This is a genomic window from Pseudomonas extremorientalis, assembly GCF_024584605.1.
GTDB classification, from domain to species: Bacteria; Pseudomonadota; Gammaproteobacteria; order Pseudomonadales; family Pseudomonadaceae; genus Aquipseudomonas; species Aquipseudomonas extremorientalis.
The window spans coordinates 2976620-2998003 of the sequence record NZ_CP089519.1 but is presented as its reverse complement, the minus strand read 5'-3'; the positions used below and the strand labels follow the sequence as shown (position 1 = coordinate 2998003).

General features: G+C 62.6%; 17 protein-coding genes and 1 pseudogene. 10 read left to right on the top strand and 8 right to left on the bottom strand.

The window, feature by feature from the left end; genetic code table 11:
* Positions 1–4: 4 nt before the first annotated feature.
* A complete protein-coding gene (locus tag LUU92_RS13295) occupies positions 5–817 on the bottom strand; it encodes a crotonase/enoyl-CoA hydratase family protein (protein ID WP_058427606.1) in 813 nt (270 codons plus the stop codon).
* A 192-nt stretch (positions 818–1009) separates the two neighbouring features.
* On the opposite strand from LUU92_RS13295, the gene LUU92_RS13290 reads away from it, so the two are divergent.
* A complete protein-coding gene (locus tag LUU92_RS13290) occupies positions 1010–2278 on the top strand; it encodes a chloride channel protein (RefSeq protein WP_257103769.1) in 1269 nt (422 codons plus the stop codon).
* A 62-nt stretch (positions 2279–2340) separates the two neighbouring features.
* The gene (locus tag LUU92_RS13285; RefSeq protein WP_071490568.1) at positions 2341–2895 is read left to right on the top strand and encodes a UPF0149 family protein; all 555 of its coding nucleotides are present in this window, start codon (positions 2341–2343) and stop codon (positions 2893–2895) included.
* 7 nt (positions 2896–2902) lie between these two features.
* Here LUU92_RS13285 and LUU92_RS13280 read toward each other — a convergent pair whose 3' ends face one another.
* On the bottom strand, positions 2903–3532 hold the full coding sequence (locus LUU92_RS13280) for a lytic polysaccharide monooxygenase auxiliary activity family 9 protein (protein WP_092249112.1): 630 nt from the start codon (positions 3530–3532) through the stop codon (positions 2903–2905).
* Between the two features lie 332 nt (positions 3533–3864).
* Between LUU92_RS13280 and LUU92_RS13275 the strand changes: the two genes are divergently transcribed.
* Positions 3865–5121, top strand: coding sequence for a 3-phosphoshikimate 1-carboxyvinyltransferase (locus LUU92_RS13275; RefSeq protein ID WP_071490570.1), 1257 nt, complete (start codon positions 3865–3867; stop codon positions 5119–5121).
* Between the two features lie 32 nt (positions 5122–5153).
* Positions 5154–5543, top strand: a complete 390-nt coding sequence (locus LUU92_RS13270; RefSeq protein ID WP_071490571.1) for a hypothetical protein — start codon at positions 5154–5156, stop codon at positions 5541–5543.
* Between the two features lies 1 nt (position 5544).
* Here the strand turns inward: LUU92_RS13270 and LUU92_RS13265 are convergent, their stop codons facing one another.
* Positions 5545–6144 (bottom strand): NAD(P)H-dependent oxidoreductase, encoded by a 600-nt coding sequence (locus LUU92_RS13265; protein WP_071490572.1) that lies wholly within the window; start codon positions 6142–6144, stop codon positions 5545–5547.
* Between the two features lie 69 nt (positions 6145–6213).
* Here LUU92_RS13265 and LUU92_RS13260 point away from each other — a divergent pair, with 69 nt between their 5' ends.
* Positions 6214–6807 carry a TetR/AcrR family transcriptional regulator gene (locus tag LUU92_RS13260; protein WP_071490573.1) on the top strand — a complete coding sequence of 198 codons (594 nt, stop codon included), beginning with the start codon at positions 6214–6216 and terminating at the stop codon, positions 6805–6807.
* A gap of 99 nt (positions 6808–6906) precedes the next feature.
* On the opposite strand, the gene LUU92_RS13255 is transcribed toward LUU92_RS13260, so the two are convergent.
* Together LUU92_RS13255 and LUU92_RS29215 are read right to left on the bottom strand one after the other, a co-directional pair.
* Positions 6907–7572: a GNAT family N-acetyltransferase gene (locus LUU92_RS13255; protein WP_071490574.1), complete on the bottom strand. Its 666-nt coding sequence runs from the start codon at positions 7570–7572 to the stop codon at positions 6907–6909.
* 22 nt (positions 7573–7594) lie between these two features.
* Positions 7595–7711, bottom strand: a pseudogene (locus LUU92_RS29215) (LysR family transcriptional regulator); the annotation flags it as partial.
* Between the two features lie 92 nt (positions 7712–7803).
* Between LUU92_RS29215 and LUU92_RS13250 the strand changes: the two are divergent.
* From LUU92_RS13250 to LUU92_RS13230, 5 genes are all read left to right on the top strand, one after another.
* Positions 7804–8514, top strand: coding sequence for a FadR/GntR family transcriptional regulator (locus tag LUU92_RS13250; protein WP_071490575.1), 711 nt, complete (start codon positions 7804–7806; stop codon positions 8512–8514).
* A gap of 111 nt (positions 8515–8625) precedes the next feature.
* Positions 8626–9819 (top strand): L-2-hydroxyglutarate dehydrogenase, encoded by a 1194-nt coding sequence (lhgD, locus tag LUU92_RS13245; protein ID WP_071490576.1) that lies wholly within the window; start codon positions 8626–8628, stop codon positions 9817–9819.
* Between the two features lie 58 nt (positions 9820–9877).
* Positions 9878–11203: an MFS transporter gene (locus LUU92_RS13240; protein WP_071490577.1), complete on the top strand. Its 1326-nt coding sequence runs from the start codon at positions 9878–9880 to the stop codon at positions 11201–11203.
* Positions 11204–11284: 81 nt separating this feature from the next.
* Positions 11285–12136, top strand: coding sequence for a CAP domain-containing protein (locus tag LUU92_RS13235; RefSeq protein WP_071490578.1), 852 nt, complete (start codon positions 11285–11287; stop codon positions 12134–12136).
* Positions 12137–12288: 152 nt separating this feature from the next.
* Entirely contained in the window at positions 12289–14469 is a 2181-nt protein-coding gene (locus LUU92_RS13230) for a GAF domain-containing hybrid sensor histidine kinase/response regulator (protein WP_222539857.1), read from the top strand.
* A gap of 15 nt (positions 14470–14484) precedes the next feature.
* Here the strand turns inward: LUU92_RS13230 and LUU92_RS13225 are convergent, their stop codons facing one another.
* From LUU92_RS13225 to treS, 3 genes are read right to left on the bottom strand one after another with little or no spacing between them, the layout of a single operon-like run.
* The gene (locus tag LUU92_RS13225; RefSeq protein WP_071490580.1) at positions 14485–15651 is read right to left on the bottom strand and encodes a GGDEF domain-containing protein; all 1167 of its coding nucleotides are present in this window, start codon (positions 15649–15651) and stop codon (positions 14485–14487) included.
* A gap of 51 nt (positions 15652–15702) precedes the next feature.
* Positions 15703–17940 carry a 1,4-alpha-glucan branching protein GlgB gene (gene glgB, locus LUU92_RS13220; protein ID WP_071490581.1) on the bottom strand — a complete coding sequence of 746 codons (2238 nt, stop codon included), beginning with the start codon at positions 17938–17940 and terminating at the stop codon, positions 15703–15705.
* Complete coding sequence (gene treS, locus LUU92_RS13215) at positions 17937–21299, bottom strand: maltose alpha-D-glucosyltransferase (RefSeq protein ID WP_257103768.1); 3363 nt, start codon at positions 21297–21299, stop codon at positions 17937–17939. Before treS ends, glgB begins: the two co-directional genes overlap by 4 nt.
* Positions 21300–21384: the final 85 nt, after the last annotated feature.

Below are 21384 nucleotides of genomic sequence, written 5' to 3'. Positions count from 1 at the left end.
TCAGTCAATCCACGAATTCGGGTTTCTGCTTGCTCATATGGGCCGCGATGGCCACGCGCAGGTCGTTGGATTGCAACATAGCCGAGTTCCAGGTGGCAACGTATTCCAGGCCGTCATTGACTGTATGGTCACGCATGTAGCTGATCATGGCCTTGGTGCCGGTGACCGCAATCGGCGATTTGGCGGCGATTTCATGGGCAATCTCCATCACGCCGGCCAACAGGCTGTCCTGATCGGCGTAGACGCGATTGACCAGGCCGATGCTGCGCGCCTCCTCGGCGCCGAACTGGCGACCGGTGTAGGCCAGCTCGCGCAGCATGCCGTCGCCGATGATGCGCGGCAGACGCTGCAGGGTGCCGACGTCGGCGGCCATGCCAATGTCGATTTCCTTGATCGAGAATTGCGCGCCTTCGGCGGCGTAGCGCATGTCACAAGCGCTGATCAGGTCGATGGCGCCGCCGATGCAGTAACCCTGGATCGCCGCCAGCACCGGCTTGCGGCAGTTGTCGACGGCATTGAACGAGGCTTGCAGTTCGAGGATCTTGCGCCGCAGCAGGCGGGCGTTGCGACCGACATCCTTGCCAAAGTCATTGGCGACCGAGGCCAGCATCATCAGGTCGATGCCAGAGGAGAAATGCTTGCCGGCGCCGCTGAGTACCACGGCGCGCACGGCGTCGGTGTCTTCCACCCACTGGAAGATATCGATGATTTCGGTCCAGAACGCGGCGTTCATCGCGTTGATCTTTTCCGGGCGGTTGATCTGCACATGGGCAACGTTGCCGGTGAGTTCGACGACGAAAGCTTGGTATTCGGACATGGCAGTGATCCCTGACTGGCGAGTGATAAGGCCCGAACTATAACAAGTGTGTGTGACGGCACATCGGCCAAAAACGGGACGGGCAAACGTAATGGAATGTTGTGGGCGCAAGGTTCAGGCAGTACCGATACATTTGATCCCGGAGGCCCGGCTTATCGGCTATACAATCAGGGCCCTTGCCTGGAGCCGTCTATGCCGTCCACGTTGCGTTCGTCGCTGATTCTTGCCCTGGTGGTCGTGTTGACCGGCGTTGGCGCGGGCCTGGGCGGGATGCTCCTGGCCCTGCTGCTGCACGGAATTCAGCACCTGGCGTACGGCTACAGTCTCGACAGCCTGGTCAGCCACGAAACCTTTTTGTGGGGCGTGACCGCCGCCGCGCCGGAGCACCGTTTGCGGGTGCTGGTGGTATGCGGCCTGGTTGCCGGGTTGGGCTGGTGGACGCTCTATCGCTACGGCCGCCCGCTGGTGAGCATCAAGCGGGCGGTGTCGGAACAGATGCCGATCATGCCGCCCAAGACCACCCTCGCCCACGCGCTGTTGCAGATCATCACCGTGGCTCTCGGCTCGCCGCTGGGGCGTGAAGTGGCGCCCCGTGAGGTCGGTGCACTGGCCGCCACCTGGCTGTCCCGACACGCCCGGCTCGAACCGCCCATGCACCGCCTGATCGTGGCTTGCGGCGCGGGGGCCGGGCTGGCGGCGGTGTACAACGTGCCGTTGGGCGGCGCGGTGTTTGTACTGGAAGTGCTGGTGGGCGCATTCAGTTGGCCAGCGGCGCTGATTGCGCTGGCAACTTCGGCGATTGGTGCAGCGGTGGCGTGGATCGGGCTGGGGGCGGAGTCGCAATACGTCGTGCCGCATTTTGTGCTGAGCCCGGTGCTGATCGCCTGGGCCGTGGTGTGTGGGCCAGTGTTTGGATTGGCCGCCTATGGTTTCACCCGCCTCACCGGCGCTGCGCGGGCGAACGCCGCCAGAGGCTGGCGCCTGCCGGTATTGGCGTTGATCAACTTCAGCGTCATCGGCGGACTGGCAATGCTGCTGCCGCAGATTCTCGGCAACGGCAAAGGCCCGGCGCAACTGGGTTTCGACAATGAGCTGAGCATCGGCCTGGCCGCACTGTTGCTGGTGGTCAAGGTGCTGATCACCACCAGCAGCCTGCGCGCCGGGGCCGAAGGCGGCCTGCTCACCCCCGGCCTGGCGAATGGCGCGTTACTGGCGATCATCCTCGGCGGCGCCTGGAGCCTGGTGTGGCCGGGTGTGCCCCTCGGAGCGTTTGCAATCATCGGCGCAGCGGCGTTCCTCGCCGCCAGCATGAACATGCCCCTGACCGCGATTGTGCTGGTGGCGGAATTCACTCGCATCGACCATGACTTCCTGGTGCCGATCATCCTCGCAGTGGTCGGCGCGGTGTGCGTGGGCAAGCTGTGCCAACGCATGGAAACTGCTGGAAAAAAGCCTGACTAAGCGCCATCCTTCGCGCTTTAGGCCGCCCCGACAGCGGCGCTCGACGTTTAAAGGATATGCCCATGCACGCCCAACCCCTCACCGCCGCCGAATTCGAGTTCATCGAAGACACCCTGCTCAAGTACGGCGATGACCATTCGGTGCTGAACCTGGCCGAACTCGACGGCTACTTCACCGCACTGGTGTCCAGCCCGGCCCAGGTGGATGTGGCCGAGTGGTTCCCGGCGATCTGGGGCGGCCAGAACCCGGAATGGGACAACATGGATGAAGCGCAAAGCTTCCTCGAACTGTGCGTACGCCATATCAACACCCTGGCCGGGCAACTGGCCACTGACGCTACGGGTTTCAAGGCGCGCTTCGACGATACCGAACACCAGGGCCACACCGTGACCCTCGCCGAGGAATGGTGCTTTGGCTACATCCGCGGCGCCGCCATCGGTAACTGGCCGGAATTGCCCGCCGAGCAGGCCGCGCAGTTGGAGAAGATTTCCTGGTGTGCCGAACAGGACAACTTCGAATTGCCGGCCGACCTGGATGTAGACGCCCATCAACAGCGGGTCAGCGAAATCGAACCGGCTGCGCGGGCGCTACATGATTACTGGTTGAGCAAGCGTTGACCGGACTTTATTTGAAGTCCAGGTCAAACGCCTGGTAGAACGCGTTGCCCGTGTTGGCCACGATCCACATCAGCACCACCACATGTCGGCCTTGCTTACCCTTGGGCAATGTCACCTGATGCTCGACCTTGGCTTTCAGTTCATCGGCATGCTGGTAGTACGGCACCTGGGTGTAGAAATCCTCGAAGAATGGCTGGGTGTCCAATTGAGCGCGACTGATGCGCTGTTTCGGATCCCAGCCATCCCTGGTGATGAACCAGCGGTAACCACGGGTAACGTGGGCGGCGGTGTATTCCCACTGCACCTTGAAGACTTGTCCGGCCTCCACATTCAGCAGTGGCCAGGTAAACGGCGTGTTGAGCTTTTTGCTCATCTCCTCATCGGTGTAGTTGATGCAATCGCGCTCGTCGGTTTTGCCGCCGCTCAAGATATGCCCATCGGCCGGCGGCGTCACACTCTGGTCGTCGGTTTGATAGGGTGCGGGGAACGGCCCGGCAGTCAGCGCCGGGAAGTTCTTGCCGCCTTCCATTTCGTTGACTTGCCAGTTGCCCAGCAGCCCGCGTTCAACAGCCACCGAGCCACGGCTGGCCGGGGTCACGACGCGGCCATGTCTGAGTTGAGTCTGGGGTTTGTTCATTTCAGTCACTCCTTGATTGAAAACGCCCCGGGGATGGGACGCGCTTTGAACTTACCCTATCGCCCTGGCTTGTCCATCGAGGCGCCGCGTATGAAAAGTTACACAACTCCTGCATTTCATTGATCGGACGCGCTTGTCCTGCCCCCTGTTGGGGCGCACGCCTACCCTGCCAAGGGCAATCCACCTACAGCGCGTCCCGATAATCGACAACCCTGCGGAAAATGCCGGCCGGCGGCGTTCCCTGCTCGACAAGTACTGTACCTATGCCCGATTATTCGAGTCCGCCCGTCGGCCACTCCGTGCCACCTTGCCTTGATCAGGAGCCCTGTCCCTTGAGTTCGCAGAAAACCGTGACCGTTACACCGCCCAATTTCCCCCTCAATGGCAAGGTCGCGCCCCCCGGCTCCAAATCCATTACCAACCGCGCCCTGTTGCTGGCGGCCCTGGCCAAGGGCACCAGCCGTCTCAGCGGCGCGCTCAAGAGCGACGATACCCGCCATATGTCGGTGGCCCTGCGCCAAATGGGCGTGACCATCGATGAGCCGGACGACACCACCTTCGTCGTCACCGGCAACGGCAAACTGCACCTGCCGCCGCAACCGCTGTTCCTTGGCAACGCCGGCACCGCCATGCGCTTTCTCACGGCTGCGGTGGCCACGGTCGAAGGCACCGTGGTGCTGACCGGCGACGACTACATGCAAAAACGCCCGATCGGCCCGTTGCTGGCGACCCTCGGCCAGAACGGCATCCAGGTCGACAGCCCGACCGGTTGCCCGCCGGTCACCGTGCATGGCGTGGGCAAGATCAAGGCCAAGCGCTTCGAGATCGATGGCGGCCTGTCCAGCCAGTACGTGTCGGCGCTGCTGATGCTCGCGGCCTGCGGCGAAGCGCCGATTGAAGTGGCGCTGACCGGCAAGGACATCGGTGCCCGTGGCTATGTCGACCTGACCCTGGACTGCATGCGCGCCTTCGGTGCCCAGGTTGAAGCCGTTGATGACACCACCTGGCGCGTGGCCCCGACCGGCTACATCGCCCACGACTACCTGATCGAACCCGACGCCTCCGCCGCCACTTACCTGTGGGCCGCTGAAGTGTTGACCGGGGGGGGCATCGACATCGGCGTGGCCGCGCAGGATTTCACCCAACCGGACGCCAAGGCCCAGGCCGTGATCGCGCAGTTCCCGCACATGCAAGCCACGGTGGTCGGCTCGCAGATGCAGGACGCCATCCCGACCCTGGCGGTGCTCGCGGCGTTCAACAACACGCCGGTGCGTTTCACCGAGTTGGCCAACCTGCGGGTCAAGGAGTGCGACCGTGTGCAGGCACTGCATGACGGCCTCAATGCAATCCGCCCGGGCCTGGCGACCATCGAAGGCGACGATCTGCTGGTAGCCAGCGACCCCGCATTGGCCGGCACCTCGTGCAACGCGCTGATCGACACCCACGCCGACCACCGCATCGCCATGTGCTTTGCCCTGGCCGGGCTGAAGGTTTCGGGTATTCGCATCCAGGACCCGGATTGCGTGGCCAAGACCTATCCCGAGTACTGGAAGGCCCTGGGCAGTCTCGGGGTGCAGCTGAGCTATTAAGGCGTCAGCGTCGGAATGGGGAGGCTCTGCACATGACCATTCGCCAACCCTGCCCACCCGGCGCCTGCGTCTGCGACCGCGAACAACTGTTGCAGACGCCGGGTGCCGACCAGCGCATCCTCCGGCTCACGCGCCAGGAAGAGAAGAAACTGCTCGACCGGCTTGAAGACCTCAAGAGCCTGCAGGACCTGGAGCGCATGCAACAGCTGATGTACCAGCAACTGGGCATCCGCGTGCATATTGCCCCTGGCCATACCGAGGTCAAGAGCATGCGCGGGATCCAGATCGTCATCGACGATTTGCCAGGGATGTGTCGCAAGACCCGCCAATCTATCCCGGCCGCGATCCGCCGAGGCATGGAAAAACGCCCGGAAATCGCCTACCGCCTGCTGGATGCCCACGATTTGTTTCGCGACGCTTGAATCAACCGGCAACCGCCTCGGTTTCAAACACTCCCCGGCCAACGGCCCTGGCCTTGTCCAGATGCGCCTGCGCCCCGCCGCTTTCCGACTCCAGCAACAATTCGGACGTCACCACCTGCGCGCCACAGTAATCAAAAATCCCGTAGTCGATCTGCGTGCGCATCGCCTTGGCATAGCCGTGCCGATCAAAGGCATCGCCATCCGCCGCGCCCAGGGCCAGCAGGTGGACCTGCAGGTGCCGCAGTTTTTTCACCATCGGGGTATCCGGGCCGTACTCGATGGCCCAGCCGTTGACGAATACACGGTCGATCCAGCCCTTGAGCAAGCCCGGCAGCGACCACCAATAGATCGGGAACGCCAGCACCAGGGCGTCGGCGCGGTCGAGGCGCGCCTGTTCGGCCAGCACGTCGGCCGGGGGCGTGGCGCGGCTGCGGTGTACCGCATGGTCGGCGGCGTTGTAGCGTGGGTCAAACCCTTCGGCGGCAAGGTCGGCGATCTCGAACGTGTGGCCGGATGCGCCGAGACCGACGGCCACCTGCGCGGCGACGCTGTGGGTGAGGGATTGCGGGTCGTGATGGGCAACAACAATCAACGCATGCATGACAAAACTCCCCTTCAGGGTTAGGCTGGGCTTAAGTTACGACCAGTAAGTTACTTTTGGTATATAAGCATGTCAAGCCCTGCATCCCCTGCCCCACGCCGTCGCCTGTCCCGTGAAGATCGCCTGCGCCAACTACTTGATGTGGCCTGGCAACTGGTGCGCGATGAAGGCACAGACGCCCTGACCCTTGGCCGCCTGGCGGAACTGGCGGGCGTCACCAAGCCGGTGGTCTACGACCATTTCGTCACCCGCGCCGGGTTGCTGACCGCGCTGTATGAAGATTTCGATGCGCGCCAGAACCAGGTGTTTGTCGACGCCATCGAGGCCAGCAGCGCTACGCTTGAGGACCGTGCCTGGGTGATCGCCGCGTCCTATGTGGACTGCGTGCTGTTGCAGGGTCGGGAAATTCCGGGGGTGATCGCCGCGCTCAGCAGCTCGCCGGAGCTGGAGACGCTCAAGCGCCAGTACGAGGCGATCTTTCTCGATAAATGCCGCGATGCGCTGTCGCCCTTCGGCCGGATTTCCCAGCCGGGTCTAAGGGCAATGCTGGGGGCTGCGGAAGCGTTGTCCCAGGCAGCGGCCAGTGGTGAGATCAGCCGTGAAGAGGCGCAACAGGAGTTGCTGGCGACCATCCTGGCGATGGTCAATCGTGGGCGCGTCTAGAAAGTTTTTGGTGACGATGCAACAACCGACACGGCGGCGGCAACTGACAGCTCACATTGCCACATGGTAGTGAGCGGGCTTGCCACAAAAAGGGTTCACTCAACGCCCGGCGACAAACAACTGCACCTTGCGCGCCAGTTGATCGAGGTGCCGGTCACGCTGCTTCTCCGCATCCACCATGGCGCGCTTGCCATGCTTTTGCAGCAGGTACGTATGAATCTGCCGCACCTCCAGCGAGCGGTAGATCGACGCCACATCCAGCACGCCCATCAGGCCATCGGTGCCGTAGTCCCGCGTGTTCATCAACACCTGGGTGCCGCGCGCACCACGCACTTGAAAGCCCATGCCCTCAAAGGCGGGCACCTTCTCCACCGAACAGGCCAATTCAGCATGGGGATAACGGCTCAACACGTCACGCATCATTGCGCGGGCCACACCCTGGCGCCGATAGCCGACCTGCACCGCCATGAACGCAACACCGCACGCCTCGGGATCATCCTTCACGGGCAGGTACAGGCAAAAGCCAATCAGCTTGTCCCCGTCCATCGCCACCACCAACTCGACCGCAATGCCTTTGGCACCGTTGAGCGCTTCGAGGTACAGGTGCACTTCAAAGCCGGTGGCATATTGGTAGATGTTGTACAGCAGGTTGCTCGGCGGCAGCGCTACGCTGCTGATGTCAGTGAGGTTATCCACCACCAATTGCAGGATCTGGCTGTTGATCGGCTCGGGGCACGGTGTGGTGTAGCGGGTAAGGCTGTACATGCAAATTCCTGGGGGTTCAGCGTCAAGGCAGCGCGGATTGTACCTGTTCGGCGCATACCTCACGCAAACCCCCGCGCAACCAACGGTGGGCCAGGCCGGCACGTTGATGGGTGGTGTAGCGTTCGGGCACGCTGGCGATCGGCTCGGGCGGCGGCTGCGATCTGACACAAACATTGACAAGATAAAATCGTAACGACTATTGTCTGACAACCTGATCACCAAGGTTGTCCCATGCTTGAGCTTCAACGCCCCGATTCGCTGGTTGTGCGGGTTGTCAGCGCGATTCGCGCAGAAATCGATGCCGGCCAATTGCCGCCCGAGTCGCGCCTGCCCACCGAACAGCAACTGGCCGAACAACTCAACGTCAGCCGCTCCGTGGTGCGTGAAGCCATTGCCCAGCTCAAGGCCGACGGCGTGATCACCGCCCGCCGTGGCCTGGGCTCGTTCATTTCGCAAACGCCTGCCGGCACGGTGTTCCGCTTTCCCCAGCAGCATGGTCGGCGTGCCGACCTGGCGCAAATGTTCGAAGTGCGCCTGTGGATCGAAACCCAGGCCGCCGCCATTGCCGCCCAGCGCCGCGACGACGCCGACCTGCAACGCATGAAAAGCGCGTTGCAAGCCATGCAGGACAACCGCGACAACTTCGAAGCCGCCGCCCTGGCCGATGTGGAATTCCACCGCGCCATCGCCGACGCCAGCAAGAATGACTACTTCGTGGCATTCCATGATTTCCTCAGGAGCCAACTGGCCAGCGCACGCAAAACCGCCTGGGAAAACTCGGCATCGCGCTTTGCCACCGGGTCCGCCGATGCCACCGAGGAGCACCAGTCGCTGTACCAGGCGATTGCCGACGGCGACGCCCAGCGCGCCGCCGCCAGTGCCGAAGCCCACCTGCGCGCGGCCGCACGGCGCCTGCAATTGGAATTGCCCGCCACCCGCTGACCGAATACCGACCGTCTATAGCGTGTCCATGACACGCCATTTTTTTAACAAGACCATTAGTCTGACAACCTGATAAGCAGACCGAAATGTCCACGCTCAGAGACCCACGCAATGATCCATGACTTTTGCATTATCGGCGGCGGCATCGTCGGCCTCGCCACCGCGATGGAGCTGCTCCAGCGCCAGCCCGGCGCCTCGCTGGTGATCCTGGAAAAAGAGTCGGCGCTGGCCAGGCACCAGACCGGCCACAACAGCGGCGTCATTCACGCCGGCATCTACTACGCCCCCGGCAGTCTCAAGGCCGAGCTGTGCAAGCGCGGCGCCCAACAGACCAAGCAGTTCTGCACCGAACACGGCATCAGGTTCGAGGTGTGCGGCAAGCTGCTGGTGGCCTCCAGCCCCCTGGAGATGCAGCGGATGGAAGCGCTGCATGCCCGCGCCCAGCTCAACGGTATGCAGGTCGAGCGCCTGGACGCCGACCAATTGCGCCAACGCGAACCCAACATCGTCGGCCTGGGCGGACTGTTCCTGGACGCCACCGGCATCGTCGATTACCGCCAGGTGTGCGAAACCATGGCCCAGGTCATCCGCCGCCGCGGCGGTGAGATCTGCCTGGAACGCACGGTCACCGCGATCCACGAAGACACCGACAAAGTCAGCGTCAGCACCCATGGCGAAACCTGGCAGGCGCGGCACCTGGTGGTCTGCGCCGGGCTGCAGTCCGACCGTCTGGCGACCTTGGCCGGGATCAGGATCGACCACCAGATCATCCCGTTTCGCGGCGAATACTTTCGCCTGCCTGAATCGAAGAACCGCATCGTCAACCACTTGATCTACCCGATTCCGGACCCGGAGCTGCCGTTCCTCGGCGTACACCTGACCCGCATGATCGACGGCAGCGTCACCGTCGGCCCCAACGCCGTGCTGGGCCTGGGCCGCGAGAACTACCGCAAGTTCTCGGTGAACTGGCGCGATGTGGCGCAGTACGCCAGCTTTCCCGGTTTCTGGAAGACCATCTGGCAGAACCTCGGCTCCGGCACCACCGAGATGAAGAATTCGCTGTTCAAGTCCGGCTACCTGGAGCAATGCCGCAAGTATTGCCCGTCGCTCGCCCTGGACGACTTGCTGCCCTGCGAGGCCGGTATCCGCGCCCAGGCGGTGATGCGCGATGGCAGCCTGGTGCACGATTTCCTGTTCGCCCAGACCCCTCGCATGCTCCACGTGTGCAACGCGCCCTCACCCGCCGCGACGTCGGCCATGCCCATCGGCGCAATGATCGCCGACCGCCTGTTTACCCCCGAGTAACACCCTGCACGACACGTCCATTTGACAATAACTATAAAGACCCGGAAGGAAGTACAGCATGACGGCATCCGCCTCGATTCCCACCACCGAATCGCCCGAACAAACCCGCAAGCGCCTGCGCAAAGTCGCCGCCGCCACCATCTTCGGCTCGATGCTGGAGTGGTACGACTTTTACCTGTACGCCACCATGGCGGCGATTGTGTTCTCGAAGATCTTCTTCGATAACGGCGACCCCAAGACCGCCACGCTGCTGGCGTTTTCCACCTTTGCCATCGGCTTTATCGCCCGCCCGTTCGGCGGCATCCTGTTCGGCTACCTGGGTGACAAGTTCGGTCGCAAGCAAGTGCTGGTGCTGACCTTCTGCCTGATGGGCGTGTGCACCACGCTGATCGGCCTGATCCCCAGCTACGCCTCCATCGGCATTTGGGCGCCGATCGTGCTGGTGTTTATCCGCATCATCCAGGGCCTGGGCGCCGGCGCCGAGTTGTCCGGCGCGGCAGTCACCTCCTACGAGCACGCCGCCCAGGGCAAACGTGGCAGCCAGGGTGCCTGGCCGGCATTGGGCCTTAACCTGGGCCTGTTGCTGTCATCGCTCACCGTGTACCTGCTGACCATCAACGGCAACGAGTTCCTGCTGGCCGGCGGGTGGCGCATTCCGTTTGTGTGCAGCATCGTGCTGGTGGGCGTCGGCCTGTGGGTGCGCAACAGCATCCCGGAGACCCCGCAATTCAGTGAGCTGAGCAAAGCAGAGAACAAAGCCAAAGCCTCGCCGCTCAAGGCGCTGTTCAAGAACGACCTGAAAGGCCTGGCCGTGGTGTTCTTCGTGGCGATTGGCTACAACGCGCTGAGCTACATCTTCAAGACCTTTTCCCTGGCGTACCTGACCCAGTTCAAAGGCGTGGACGTACACGTCACATCGCTTTCGGTGACGATTGCCAGCCTGGTTGCCATCGTCGCCGTGCCCTGCTTCGGCTGGCTGTGCGACAAGTGGAGCAGTAAGGCCGTGCTGATGCTCGGCGGGGTGTGCTCGCTGCTGTTCGCCTACCCGTTCCTGGCCCTGCTCAACACCGGCGAAAGCCTGATGATCTACATTGCCATCGGGGTCGGCACCGGCATTCTTGCGCCGATGATGTTCGCCCCCCAAGGCTCGTTCCTGAGCCGTCAGTTCCCGACCCAGACGCGCTCCTCGGGCTTTGGCACCGGGCGTGAAATCGGCACGGCCATCGCGGGCGGCCTGGCACCGTTGGGCGCCCTGTCGATGGTGGCGGGCTCGGCTACCCACTCCACGGATGGCGTTGTCATCATCCTGGCCATTTCTGCGCTGTTAGTGGTGGTGTTTGCCTTGTGCGACCAGGGCCGTAAACACTCGGCATTCAAAAACTAAAGGAAAAAGTTCGGACTAACGGGTGCATGGATGCACCCGGATCGCGCATCATGGGCACTTTCAAGCTCAAGGGTAACGTCCATGCGCGTTCTGTCATTGATGATGGGTCTTACGACGCTGGCCGCCACTACGGTGTTCTGCGCCAGCGCGATGGCGAATGAAGAAAGTCAGTTGGTACAACAGATCAACCAATACCGCAGCCAGGTGCAACGCTGCGGCGACCAGGGTTCCCAGGAACTGCCACCGCTGGCCAGCGACACCCGGCTGGTGCTGCCGGCCACCAATGTGGGCGACTTGCAGCAAGCGCTGGCACGCGCCGCGTACCCGATGGTCAACGTGCAGGCCATCAGCCTGTCCGGACCCAAGGATGCCCAGGCGGCCATGAAGGCCGTGCGCGAGAGCTTCTGCCGCGTGGTGCTGGACCCGCAATTCGTCGATATCGGCGTGAGCAACAGCGGCCAGGACTGGCGCATCGTGCTCGCCCGCCCGCTGCTGACCAGTGGCCTGGGCGATTGGCAGACCGAAGGCAAGCAACTGCTCAACCTGATCAACGCCGCGCGATCGCAGCCACGGCAATGCGGCACCCAGGCGTTTACCGCCACCACGCCCTTGTCGTGGAATGACGACCTCGCCGGCGCCGCCAACAGCCACACGCGAAACATGGCCAACGGCAATTTCTTCGACCACCTCGACCACGACGGCCGTACCCCCGGCGACCGTGCGGAACTGGCCGGGTATATCGCGAAGAACATCGGCGAAAACATCGCCGCCGGCCTGGACACGCCACGCAAGGTGGTCGACGGCTGGCTCGCCAGCCCAGGCCATTGCGCCAACCTGATGAACCCGCAGTTCCGCGAGCTGGGCGCGGCCTATGCGATGGACCCTAAGAGTGACGCGGGGATTTATTGGACGGCAGTTTTCGGCGCGCAATAAGCCGGCTTGCAGATCGCCACGCACGCAGAGTGCATCAAGTTGCTATCACCGCGATAATGCCGCTGAACTGCCAGCGGGGTTTCCGGTCTGTTGCATGTCAGGCCCTCCCTTCAAGGCGTTACGCAGATCGCGGCAAACAAGGTGTTCTTGCAATGATGAATTGGCTGCAGAGTAGCAGCGACATGGCTGAGCGGGTTCGCCAGCATGATTGGGCGAGTACGCCCCTGGGTCCGCTGGAACAGTGGCCGGATGTGCTCAAGACCACGGCCGCACTGTGCTTCGCCTCAAGCTTCCCCCAGGCCATCATCTGGGGACCGCAGTTGATCACGCTCTACAACGATGCGTTTATTCCGATCCTGGGCGATAAACCTGCCGCATTGGGCCGCCCTTTCAGCGAAATCTGGCACGAAGTCTGGGACCAGATCAGCCCGATCGCCGACGCGGCATTCGAGGGGCACGCGACCTACATCGAGAATTTCCCCCTGGTCATTGAGCGTGGTGCGGGGCCGGAGCAGGCCTACTTCACGTTCTGCTACAGCCCGATCCGCGACCCCGATGGCAAGATCGTCGGCATGCTCGACACGGTCACCGAAACCACCACCACCGTATTTCTCACCCAGCGCCTGGCGGCCCTGGACACCATCGGCAATGCGGTCGCCACCGCCACCGATGCCGAACACATCATGGCCACCACCACGCGCCTGCTGGCGCAGCACATGCAGGTGTCCAACTGCGCGTATGCCGACATGGATGCCGACGAAGACGGCTTTACCATTCGCGGCAACTGGGCAGCGCCCGGCTCGCCGAGCATCGTGGGTCACTACAGCCTGGCCTCGTTCGGCGCAATGGCAGTGCAGCGCCTGCGCGCCGGCGAACCGTTGGTGGTGCAGGACAATCGCATCGAGTTCGCCCCCGAAGACGCCGCCAGCTATCAGGCGCTGGGCGCGTTGGCCACTGTGTGTTTCCCATTGATCAAGCACGGCCGCCTCACCGCCTTGATGGCCGTGCATGACAAAAAGGCCCGGGTCTGGTCGCCCTATGACCTGGCGCTGGTAGGAGAAGTCACCGAGCGCTCCTGGGCCCATATCGAGCGCGTACGCGCCGACGCCGCCGTACGCGAAGGCCTGGCAGCCTTCACCGAGCTGAACGCCTCGCTGGAACAACGGGTACAGGAACGCACCGCGGCCCTCACCCAGGCCGAGGCCGCACTGCGCCAGTCACAGAAACTCGAAGCCATCGGCCAATTGACCGGCGGCGTGGCCCACGACTTCAACAACCTGCTGACCATCATTCGCTCCTCGGTGGACTTCCTGCGTCAGCCGGGGTTATCCGAAGAACGGCGCCAACGCTACATGGGCGCGGTGTCCGATACCGTAGAGCGGGCCAGCAAACTCACCAGTCAACTGCTCGCCTTCGCGCGCCGCCAACCGCTGAACCCGGAAGTCTTCGATGCGGGCCAACGGGTCAGGAACATCGGCGAGATGCTCGAAAGCGTCACCGGCGCACGCATCCACGTGCAAGTAGAACTGCCTGATGCCCCTTGCCATGTGCGCGTCGACTCCAGCCAGTTCGAAACTGCGCTGATCAATATCGCACTCAATGCCCGGGATGCCATGGACGGCCAGGGCACGCTGGTCCTGCGTGTTGCCACGGTGGATGCAATGCCGCGTATCCGCGGCGACGCAGCGGTGCACGAAGGGTTTGTGAGCGTTTCCCTGACCGACACCGGCAGCGGTATTGCGGGAGACACCTTCGAGCACATTTTCGAGCCATTTTTCACCACCAAGGCCGTGGGCAAAGGCACTGGCCTGGGGTTGTCCCAGGTGTTCGGGTTTGCCAAGCAGTCCGGCGGCAACGTCGATGTGTCCAGCCGCGTGGGCAAGGGCACGGTGTTTACCTTGTATCTGCCGGAAGTGGCCCCACCCGCGATGCCTCTCGCGCCGCGCCCAGAGGATCTTGCACCGGTCCACACTGCGACGCCGCGCCATATCCTCATCGTAGAGGACAACCTGGAAGTCGGTCGTTTCGCCAACCAGATCCTCCAGGACCTGGGCTACCGCACCACCTGGGCCACCGATGCCGAACAGGCGCTCGCCCTGGCCGGTGACGATGCCCTGGGGTTCGATGGGGTGTTCTCGGATGTGGTGATGCCCGGCATGACCGGTGTGGCCATGGCCAAGGTGCTGCGCCAGCGACGCCCGAACTTGCCGGTGGTGCTCACCTCCGGCTACAGCGAAGAACTGGCCGACAGTGGCTACGAAGGGTTCGAGTTCCTGGCCAAGCCCTACTCCGCAGACCAGGTGGCCCGGGCATTGGCCAAGGCGATGCCCTAGCCGAGACCCAAAGCCTTACTCTGCCACGGCCACTTGATTACGACCCAGGGCTTTCGCCCGGTACAGCGCCTTGTCGGCCGTATTCATCAGGCCGTGCAGGTCTTGATCCTGGGCATGGGTGGAGGCAACACCGAGGCTGGCGGTCAAGCCATGCACCGGCGCGGAAGACAGGCTGGAGATCGCCTTGATCAACTGCTCGGCGATAGCCCGTGCGGTTTCCAGCGAAGTGTTGGGCAGCAACACCGCGAACTCTTCACCCCCCAGGCGCCCGTACACATCGGCCTGGCGGAACGAAGCGCTGATCACTCCGCCAATCTGGCGCAACACCTGGTCACCGGCCTGGTGGCCGTAGGTGTCGTTGATTTCCTTGAAGTGGTCCATGTCCATCATCAGCGCACACAGCGGCTGACGATTGTGCCGGCATTGTTCATACAACACCTGGGCATGCTCGAAGAAGGCGCGGCGATTCATCAGGCCGGTGAGTTCATCGGTCTGGGCGGCGCGGGTGGAGATGTTGTGGGCACGTTCCATTTGCCGGGTCAGGCGAAAGGCCTTTTCCAGGGCATCGGACAGCTTGCGCGTGGCACTCACCACAAAGGTGGAAAACACCAATACCGCGATGGCCACGCCGATTTGCATCGGCGAAGGCTGGAACAGCAGCCAGAGGGTGCACGGGAACAAAACCAGGCCCATGGACCCCAGCGTCATATAGCGGTACGCCGAATAGCAAGACACTGCACTCACCGACATACCCACGGTAAACAGCATCACCAGGGCCTGGGACAGTCGGTCATCGGTGGGCATCACCGCCAGCGCGCCGAAGCCCCAGATGCCGGCCGACAGCATCAGCGTGATCCAGTAGCGGCGTTCCCAGCGATCCGGGGTGCGCTCGGCGTTGGGGCAGCGAAACCACTCCATGAACATCTTGAGCCGCAATAACGTCGAGGCCGCCAATGCCAGCAGCCAAACCAGGATGACTTGATGATCAAACCGGTCCCAGCACAGCCAGGAGAGCATTATGGCGCCCAAGTAGCTGCCGAAAATGGCGGAAAATGATTGCCGGAACAACTGGTGCAAACGATCGGTCCGCACCTGCTCTTCTATAACGCAATCCTGGTCCTGCCCACGCCCAAGGCCATTCATGAGATTCGCCTGATTCGACTGCCACGACAAAGGCGCCATTGTGGCACCCTGCCAGTAGCGTGGACAACAGAATCCAGCACGGTAGAGCCTTTAAAGCGGTTCCGGACGCAGAATCAGCACACCCAGGGGCGGCAAATTCAAAGACAGTGACACCGCTTGCCCATGACGGGGCTCTTCCTGGGTAAATACCTCGCCCCCGTTACCGTAATTGGAACCTGCGTACATATCGGCGTCACTGTTGATCACTTCGCTCCAGCGTCCAGCAAAAGGAACACCGACGGCATAACCCTCACGCGGCACCGGGGTGAAATTGGCCACCACCAGCACCGGCTTACCGTCCTTGCTCCAGCGCAGCCAGGCATAGACGCTGTTGATCGCGTCGTCGCCGATCAGCCACTGGAAGCCCTGGGGCGCATCGTCCTGTTCATGCAACGCCGGCTCTTCGCGGTACAGACGGTTCAAGTCGCCCACCAGCTTTTGCACGCCTTTGTGTTCGGCATACTGCAGCAAGTACCAGTCCAGTTGCTGATCGTGGTTCCATTCGCGCCATTGGCCGAACTCGCAGCCCATGAACAGCAGTTTCTTGCCAGGGTGCATCCACATGAACGCGAGGTAGGCACGCAGGTTGGCGAATTTCTGCCAGCGGTCTCCTGGCATCTTGTCGATCAGCGAGTGCTTGCCGTGTACCACCTCATCGTGGGAGATCGGCAGGATGAACCGCTCGGACCAGGCATACACCAGGCCGAAACTCAGTTCGTTGTGATGGTGGGCACGGTACACCGGGTCCTGCTGGATGTAATGCAGGGAGTCATGCATCCAGCCCATGTTCCATTTGTAGTTGAAGCCCAACCCGCCCTGTTGGGTCGGCTGGCTCACGCCCGGCCAGGCGGTGGACTCCTCGGCAATCACCAGCGCACCCGGCGCTTCCTGGGCCACCACGTCGTTCAGGTGGCGCAGGAAGTCGATAGCTTCAAGGTTCTCGCGGCCGCCATGGCGGTTCGGCACCCATTCGCCGGCCTTGCGCGAATAGTCGCGGTAGAGCATGGACGCCACGGCATCCACGCGCAGCCCGTCGATGTGAAAATGCTTGAGCCAGTGCAGCGCCGAAGCCAGCATGAAGCCGTGCACCTCGGTGCGGCCCAGGTTGTAGATCAGCGTGTCCCAATCCTGGTGGAAGCCTTCCAGCGGGTTGGCATATTCGTACAGCGCAGTGCCGTCGAATTGCGCCAGGCCGTGGGTATCGGTGGGAAAATGCGCCGGCACCCAGTCAAGGATCACGCCGATATCGGCCTGGTGCAGCGCATCGACGAAGTAGGCGAAATCCTGCGGAGAGCCGAACCGCGCCGTCGGCGCAAATTGCGACAGCGCCTGGTAGCCCCAGGAGCCGCCGAACGGGTGCTCCATGATCGGCATCAGCTCGACGTGGGTGAAGCCCAATTGCTGCACGTAGGGAATCAGGCGCTCGGCCAGTTCACGCCAGTTATATTGGCGGGCCACTTCGCCGGCCTCGTCCAACTCGCACTGCCAGGAGCCGACGTGCAGCTCATAGATCGACAGGGGTGCCGTGGTCTTTTGCTTGTCGACCCGCGATTGCATCCAGGCATGGTCCTGCCAGTCCACTTGCAACGGTTCGGCCACCTTGGAGGCTGTGTCGGGCGGCAACTGGGTGGCCAGCGCCACCGGATCGGCCTTGAGCGGCAGGATGCCATGGGCACCTAGAATCTCGTACTTGTAGGCCGCCCCCGGTTGCAGGCGAGGGATAAAGATCTCCCACACCCCGGAAGGATGGCGCAAGCGCATCGGATGGCGACGACCGTCCCAGATATTGAAGTCGCCCACCACCGACACCCGCCGCGCATTCGGTGCCCACACGGCAAAGCGCACGCCCGCCACGCCGTCGACGCTGGTCACCTGGGCGCCCAGGCAACTGCCGAGGTCGCGGTGATTGCCTTCGGCAAACAGGTAAAGGTCCATTTCACCCAGCAGCAGTTGCTGGAAGCTGTACGGGTCTTCGGTGATCTGTTCGCCACCGGCCCACTGGATTTTCAACAGGTACGGCTGACGGGTCTTGAACTGGCCGACAAACAAGCCCGGCACCTGGCTCGCGTCCAGGCTGCCCAGCTGCTCGCCGCCATCACGTGCCAGCACTTGCACACTCAAGGCCTCGGGCAGGAATGCGCGGATAAACTGGCCGCCGTGTTCATCATCGTGCGGCCCCAGCACCGAGAACGGGTCGTGGTGTTCGGCGCGGACCAGCGCTTCGACGTCCCTGGACGCCGGCAATGCAGTCAGTTTCGGTTGCAGCGGTTCTTTATGTGTAAAACTCATGACGTCTCCCCACCGCGTGCAGTGTTCGATATAGGTGCTTCCTTTATAGAAGCAATCCCGCTCAGTAAACCGTGCAACCCTTGCAGGGGCACCGGCAACCAGGTCGGGCGGTTTTCCGCTTCGTAGGCCACTTCGTACGCGGCCTTCTCCAGGCTGAACAACGTCAGCGCGGCGTCCTGGCCTCTGGCATCCTGCCAGTCATGCGCCAGTGTAGCCGTCGCCGCCTGATAAGCCCGGATAAAGGCCTGCCGTGCTTCCTTGAGGTAACGTTCCGTCACGCGTCTGCGCGCCTGGTCCGCCTCGGGCGAGTGATCCACCCCTTGAACATTCAGGGCCATCGCCGCCGCATAGTCGAATGAGCGCAATACGCCGCTCACATCTTTATAGGGGCTGTGCTTGCCACGTCGCTCATGCAATGGCCGCGCCGGCTCCCCTTCGAAGTCGATCAGGTAAGCATCGCCCTTCACCACCAGCACTTGACCCAGGTGCAAGTCACCATGCACGCGGATGCGCAACCCGCCCGCCGTGGCTTTCGCCAAAGCCTGCACATGGCTGACGATGGCTTTTTTCTGCGCCAGCAAATCACTGACCAGCGCTTGATCCGTCGGGTTCAACTGGCTTTGATGAAGTTTGAGCAAGTGCAGCGCACGCTCCAGTTGTGCGCCGACGTCCTTGGCCCAGGCCTGGGTGTCCTTGGCCGTGGTGATTTCGGGTTTGAAGGCCTTGTCGGTGGTTTTTGCACCGAGCACCTGGTGCATTTCGCCCAGGCGCTGGCCGAGCAGCCCGGCAAAATCCGCCAGCTCGCCCAGGGCGTTGTAGTGTTGTTCCTGCTCGGAAATGGCCTCGGCCAGTTCGTCGCGGATCGCCCGCTCCAGGTTGTTCTGGGTCCAGCTCCAGGCATCGCCCTGGTTGCTCAGGTAGCCCTGGGCAATCATCAGCAGGTTGTCCTGACCCTCGGCGTCGTGGCGCACCATCGACCCCAGCAGTGGCGAAATATTGGGGTAGCCCGCGGCCGTCAGATAGGCACTCATCTCCAGTTCCGGGTGCACGCCGGAGGCGACTTTGCGGATCAGCTTGAGCACCAGGCTCTCACCGACCACCACCGAGCTGTTGGATTGCTCGGCCGACAAGTAACGCACCTCGGACTGATCCGTCAGTTGCAACCTGGCCAAGTGCGGTGTGGCCGCAAAGCGCAGCTCACCGTCGCCAGTCTCGAGCACGGTGCCCGCTTGCAAGCCCTGGATCACCGCACGAATAAAGTGTTCAAGGCTGAAGGCATCGGTCACCAACCCGACCTGGCGCACCCGACGTACGCGGGCCAGCGCCAATTGCTGGGGCAAGGCGCTGGTGAACTGGTCTTCACCGAGGAAACCGAACGGTAACTGGTAGCGGCTGACCTGGCCTGCGGCCGTCACTTCGACCTCGCTGAGCAACACCGGATGCTGCGCGTCGCCAAAACGCACACCGTAGGCAATGCGCACGCTGTCGATGGCCGTGTCCTTGCCAGCAAACCAGCGGCGCTTGGGCAACCACGCCGGCAGAGCGGTCTGTTCCAGGGACGCGCGGCAAGGTTCTTCAAGCAGTTCTTCCATGCGTTTTTTCAATACCAGTGTGGTGAAGTCGGGCATGCTCTGGGCCGGTTCCACATGCCAGCTGGGCATCTGGTTTTCCGGCGCCAGCACAAACCAATAGAAGCCGTAGGGCGCCAGGGTCAGCAGGAAATTCAACTGGCCGATGGGCGGGAAGGCATTACCGCCGAGCATTTCCACCGGCACCATGCCGGCAAACGCCGACAGGTCCAGCTCTGCCGCCTGGGCACTGCGCGACACGTTGGCCACGCACAGAATGATCTCGTTGCGCCCGTCCTCCCCGGTGAATTCGCGGGTATAGGCCAGGATCCGCCGGTTGCTCGGCGAGAGCATTTTCAGGCTGCCCCGGCCAAAGGCCTTGGACTGCTTGCGCACCGCCAACATGCGCCGGGTCCAGTTCAGCAGCGAATGCGGGTCCTGGGCCTGGGTCTCCACATTGACCGACTGATAGCCATATTGCGGGTCCATGATCGGCGGCAGTACCAGGCTGGCCGGGTCGGCGCGGGAGAAACCGCCGTTGCGGTCGATGGACCACTGCATCGGCGTGCGCACACCATCGCGGTCACCCAGGTAGATGTTATCGCCCATGCCGATTTCATCGCCGTAGTACAAGGTCGGCGTGCCCGGCATCGACAGCAACAGACTGTTGAGCAACTCGACACGGCGGCGATCGCGCTCCATCAACGGTGCCAGGCGCCGGCGAATCCCCAGGTTGATCCGCGCACGCCGGTCGGCGGCGTAGTAGTTCCACAGGTAGTCGCGCTCTTTGTCGGTGACCATTTCCAGGGTCAGCTCATCATGGTTGCGCAGGAAGATCGCCCACTGGCAATTGGCGGGGATTTCCGGAGTCTGGCGCAGGATATCGGTGATCGGGAAGCGATCTTCCTGGGCCAGGGCCATGTACATGCGCGGCATCAACGGAAAATGGAAGGCCATGTGGCATTCGTCGCCGTCGTCGCCCTTTTTGTCACCGAAGTAGAGTTGCGTGTCTTCCGGCCACTGGTTGGCTTCGGCCAGCAGCATGCGGTCGGGGTAATGGGCGTCGATCTCGGCACGGATCTGCTTGAGCACGTCGTGAGTCTCAGGCAGGTTTTCGTTGTTGGTCCCATCGCGTTCGATCAAATAGGGGATCGCGTCCAGGCGCAGGCCGTCGATGCCCATGTCCAGCCAGTAACGCATCACCGACAGCACGGCTTTCATGACCTGCGGGTTGTCGAAGTTGAGGTCGGGCTGGTGCGAGTAGAAACGGTGCCAGAAGTACTGGCCGGCGACCGGGTCCCAGGTCCAGTTGGACTTCTCGGTGTCGAGGAAGATGATGCGCGTGCCGTCGTATTTCTGGTCGTCATCCGACCACACGTAGAAGTCCCGCGCCGCCGAACCGGGCTTGGCCTTGCGCGCACGCTGGAACCAGGGGTGCTGGTCGGAGGTGTGGTTGATCACCAGCTCGGTGATCACCCGCAGACCGCGCTTGTGCGCCTCGGCGATAAAGCGCTTGGCGTCGGCCATGGTGCCGTAGTCACTGTGTACGCCTCGGTATTCAGCGATGTCGTAGCCATCGTCGCGGCGTGGCGACGGGTAGAACGGCAGCAGCCAGATAGTGTTGACGCCGAGGTCGGCAATGTAATCGAGCTTGGCGATCAGGCCGGGAAAGTCGCCGATACCGTCATTGTTGGAGTCGAAATAGGATTTGACGTGAACCTGGTAGATCACCGCGTCCTTGTACCAGAGCGGGTCTTTGATGAAGGTGGCAGCGTTGGGTTTCTTCGCCATTGGAAGCTCCTGAAATACTTGAACCACTCGGTCAATGTGGGAGGGGCGGTGCGACTATTCGACCTGCACCCGATGAGGGTGTGTC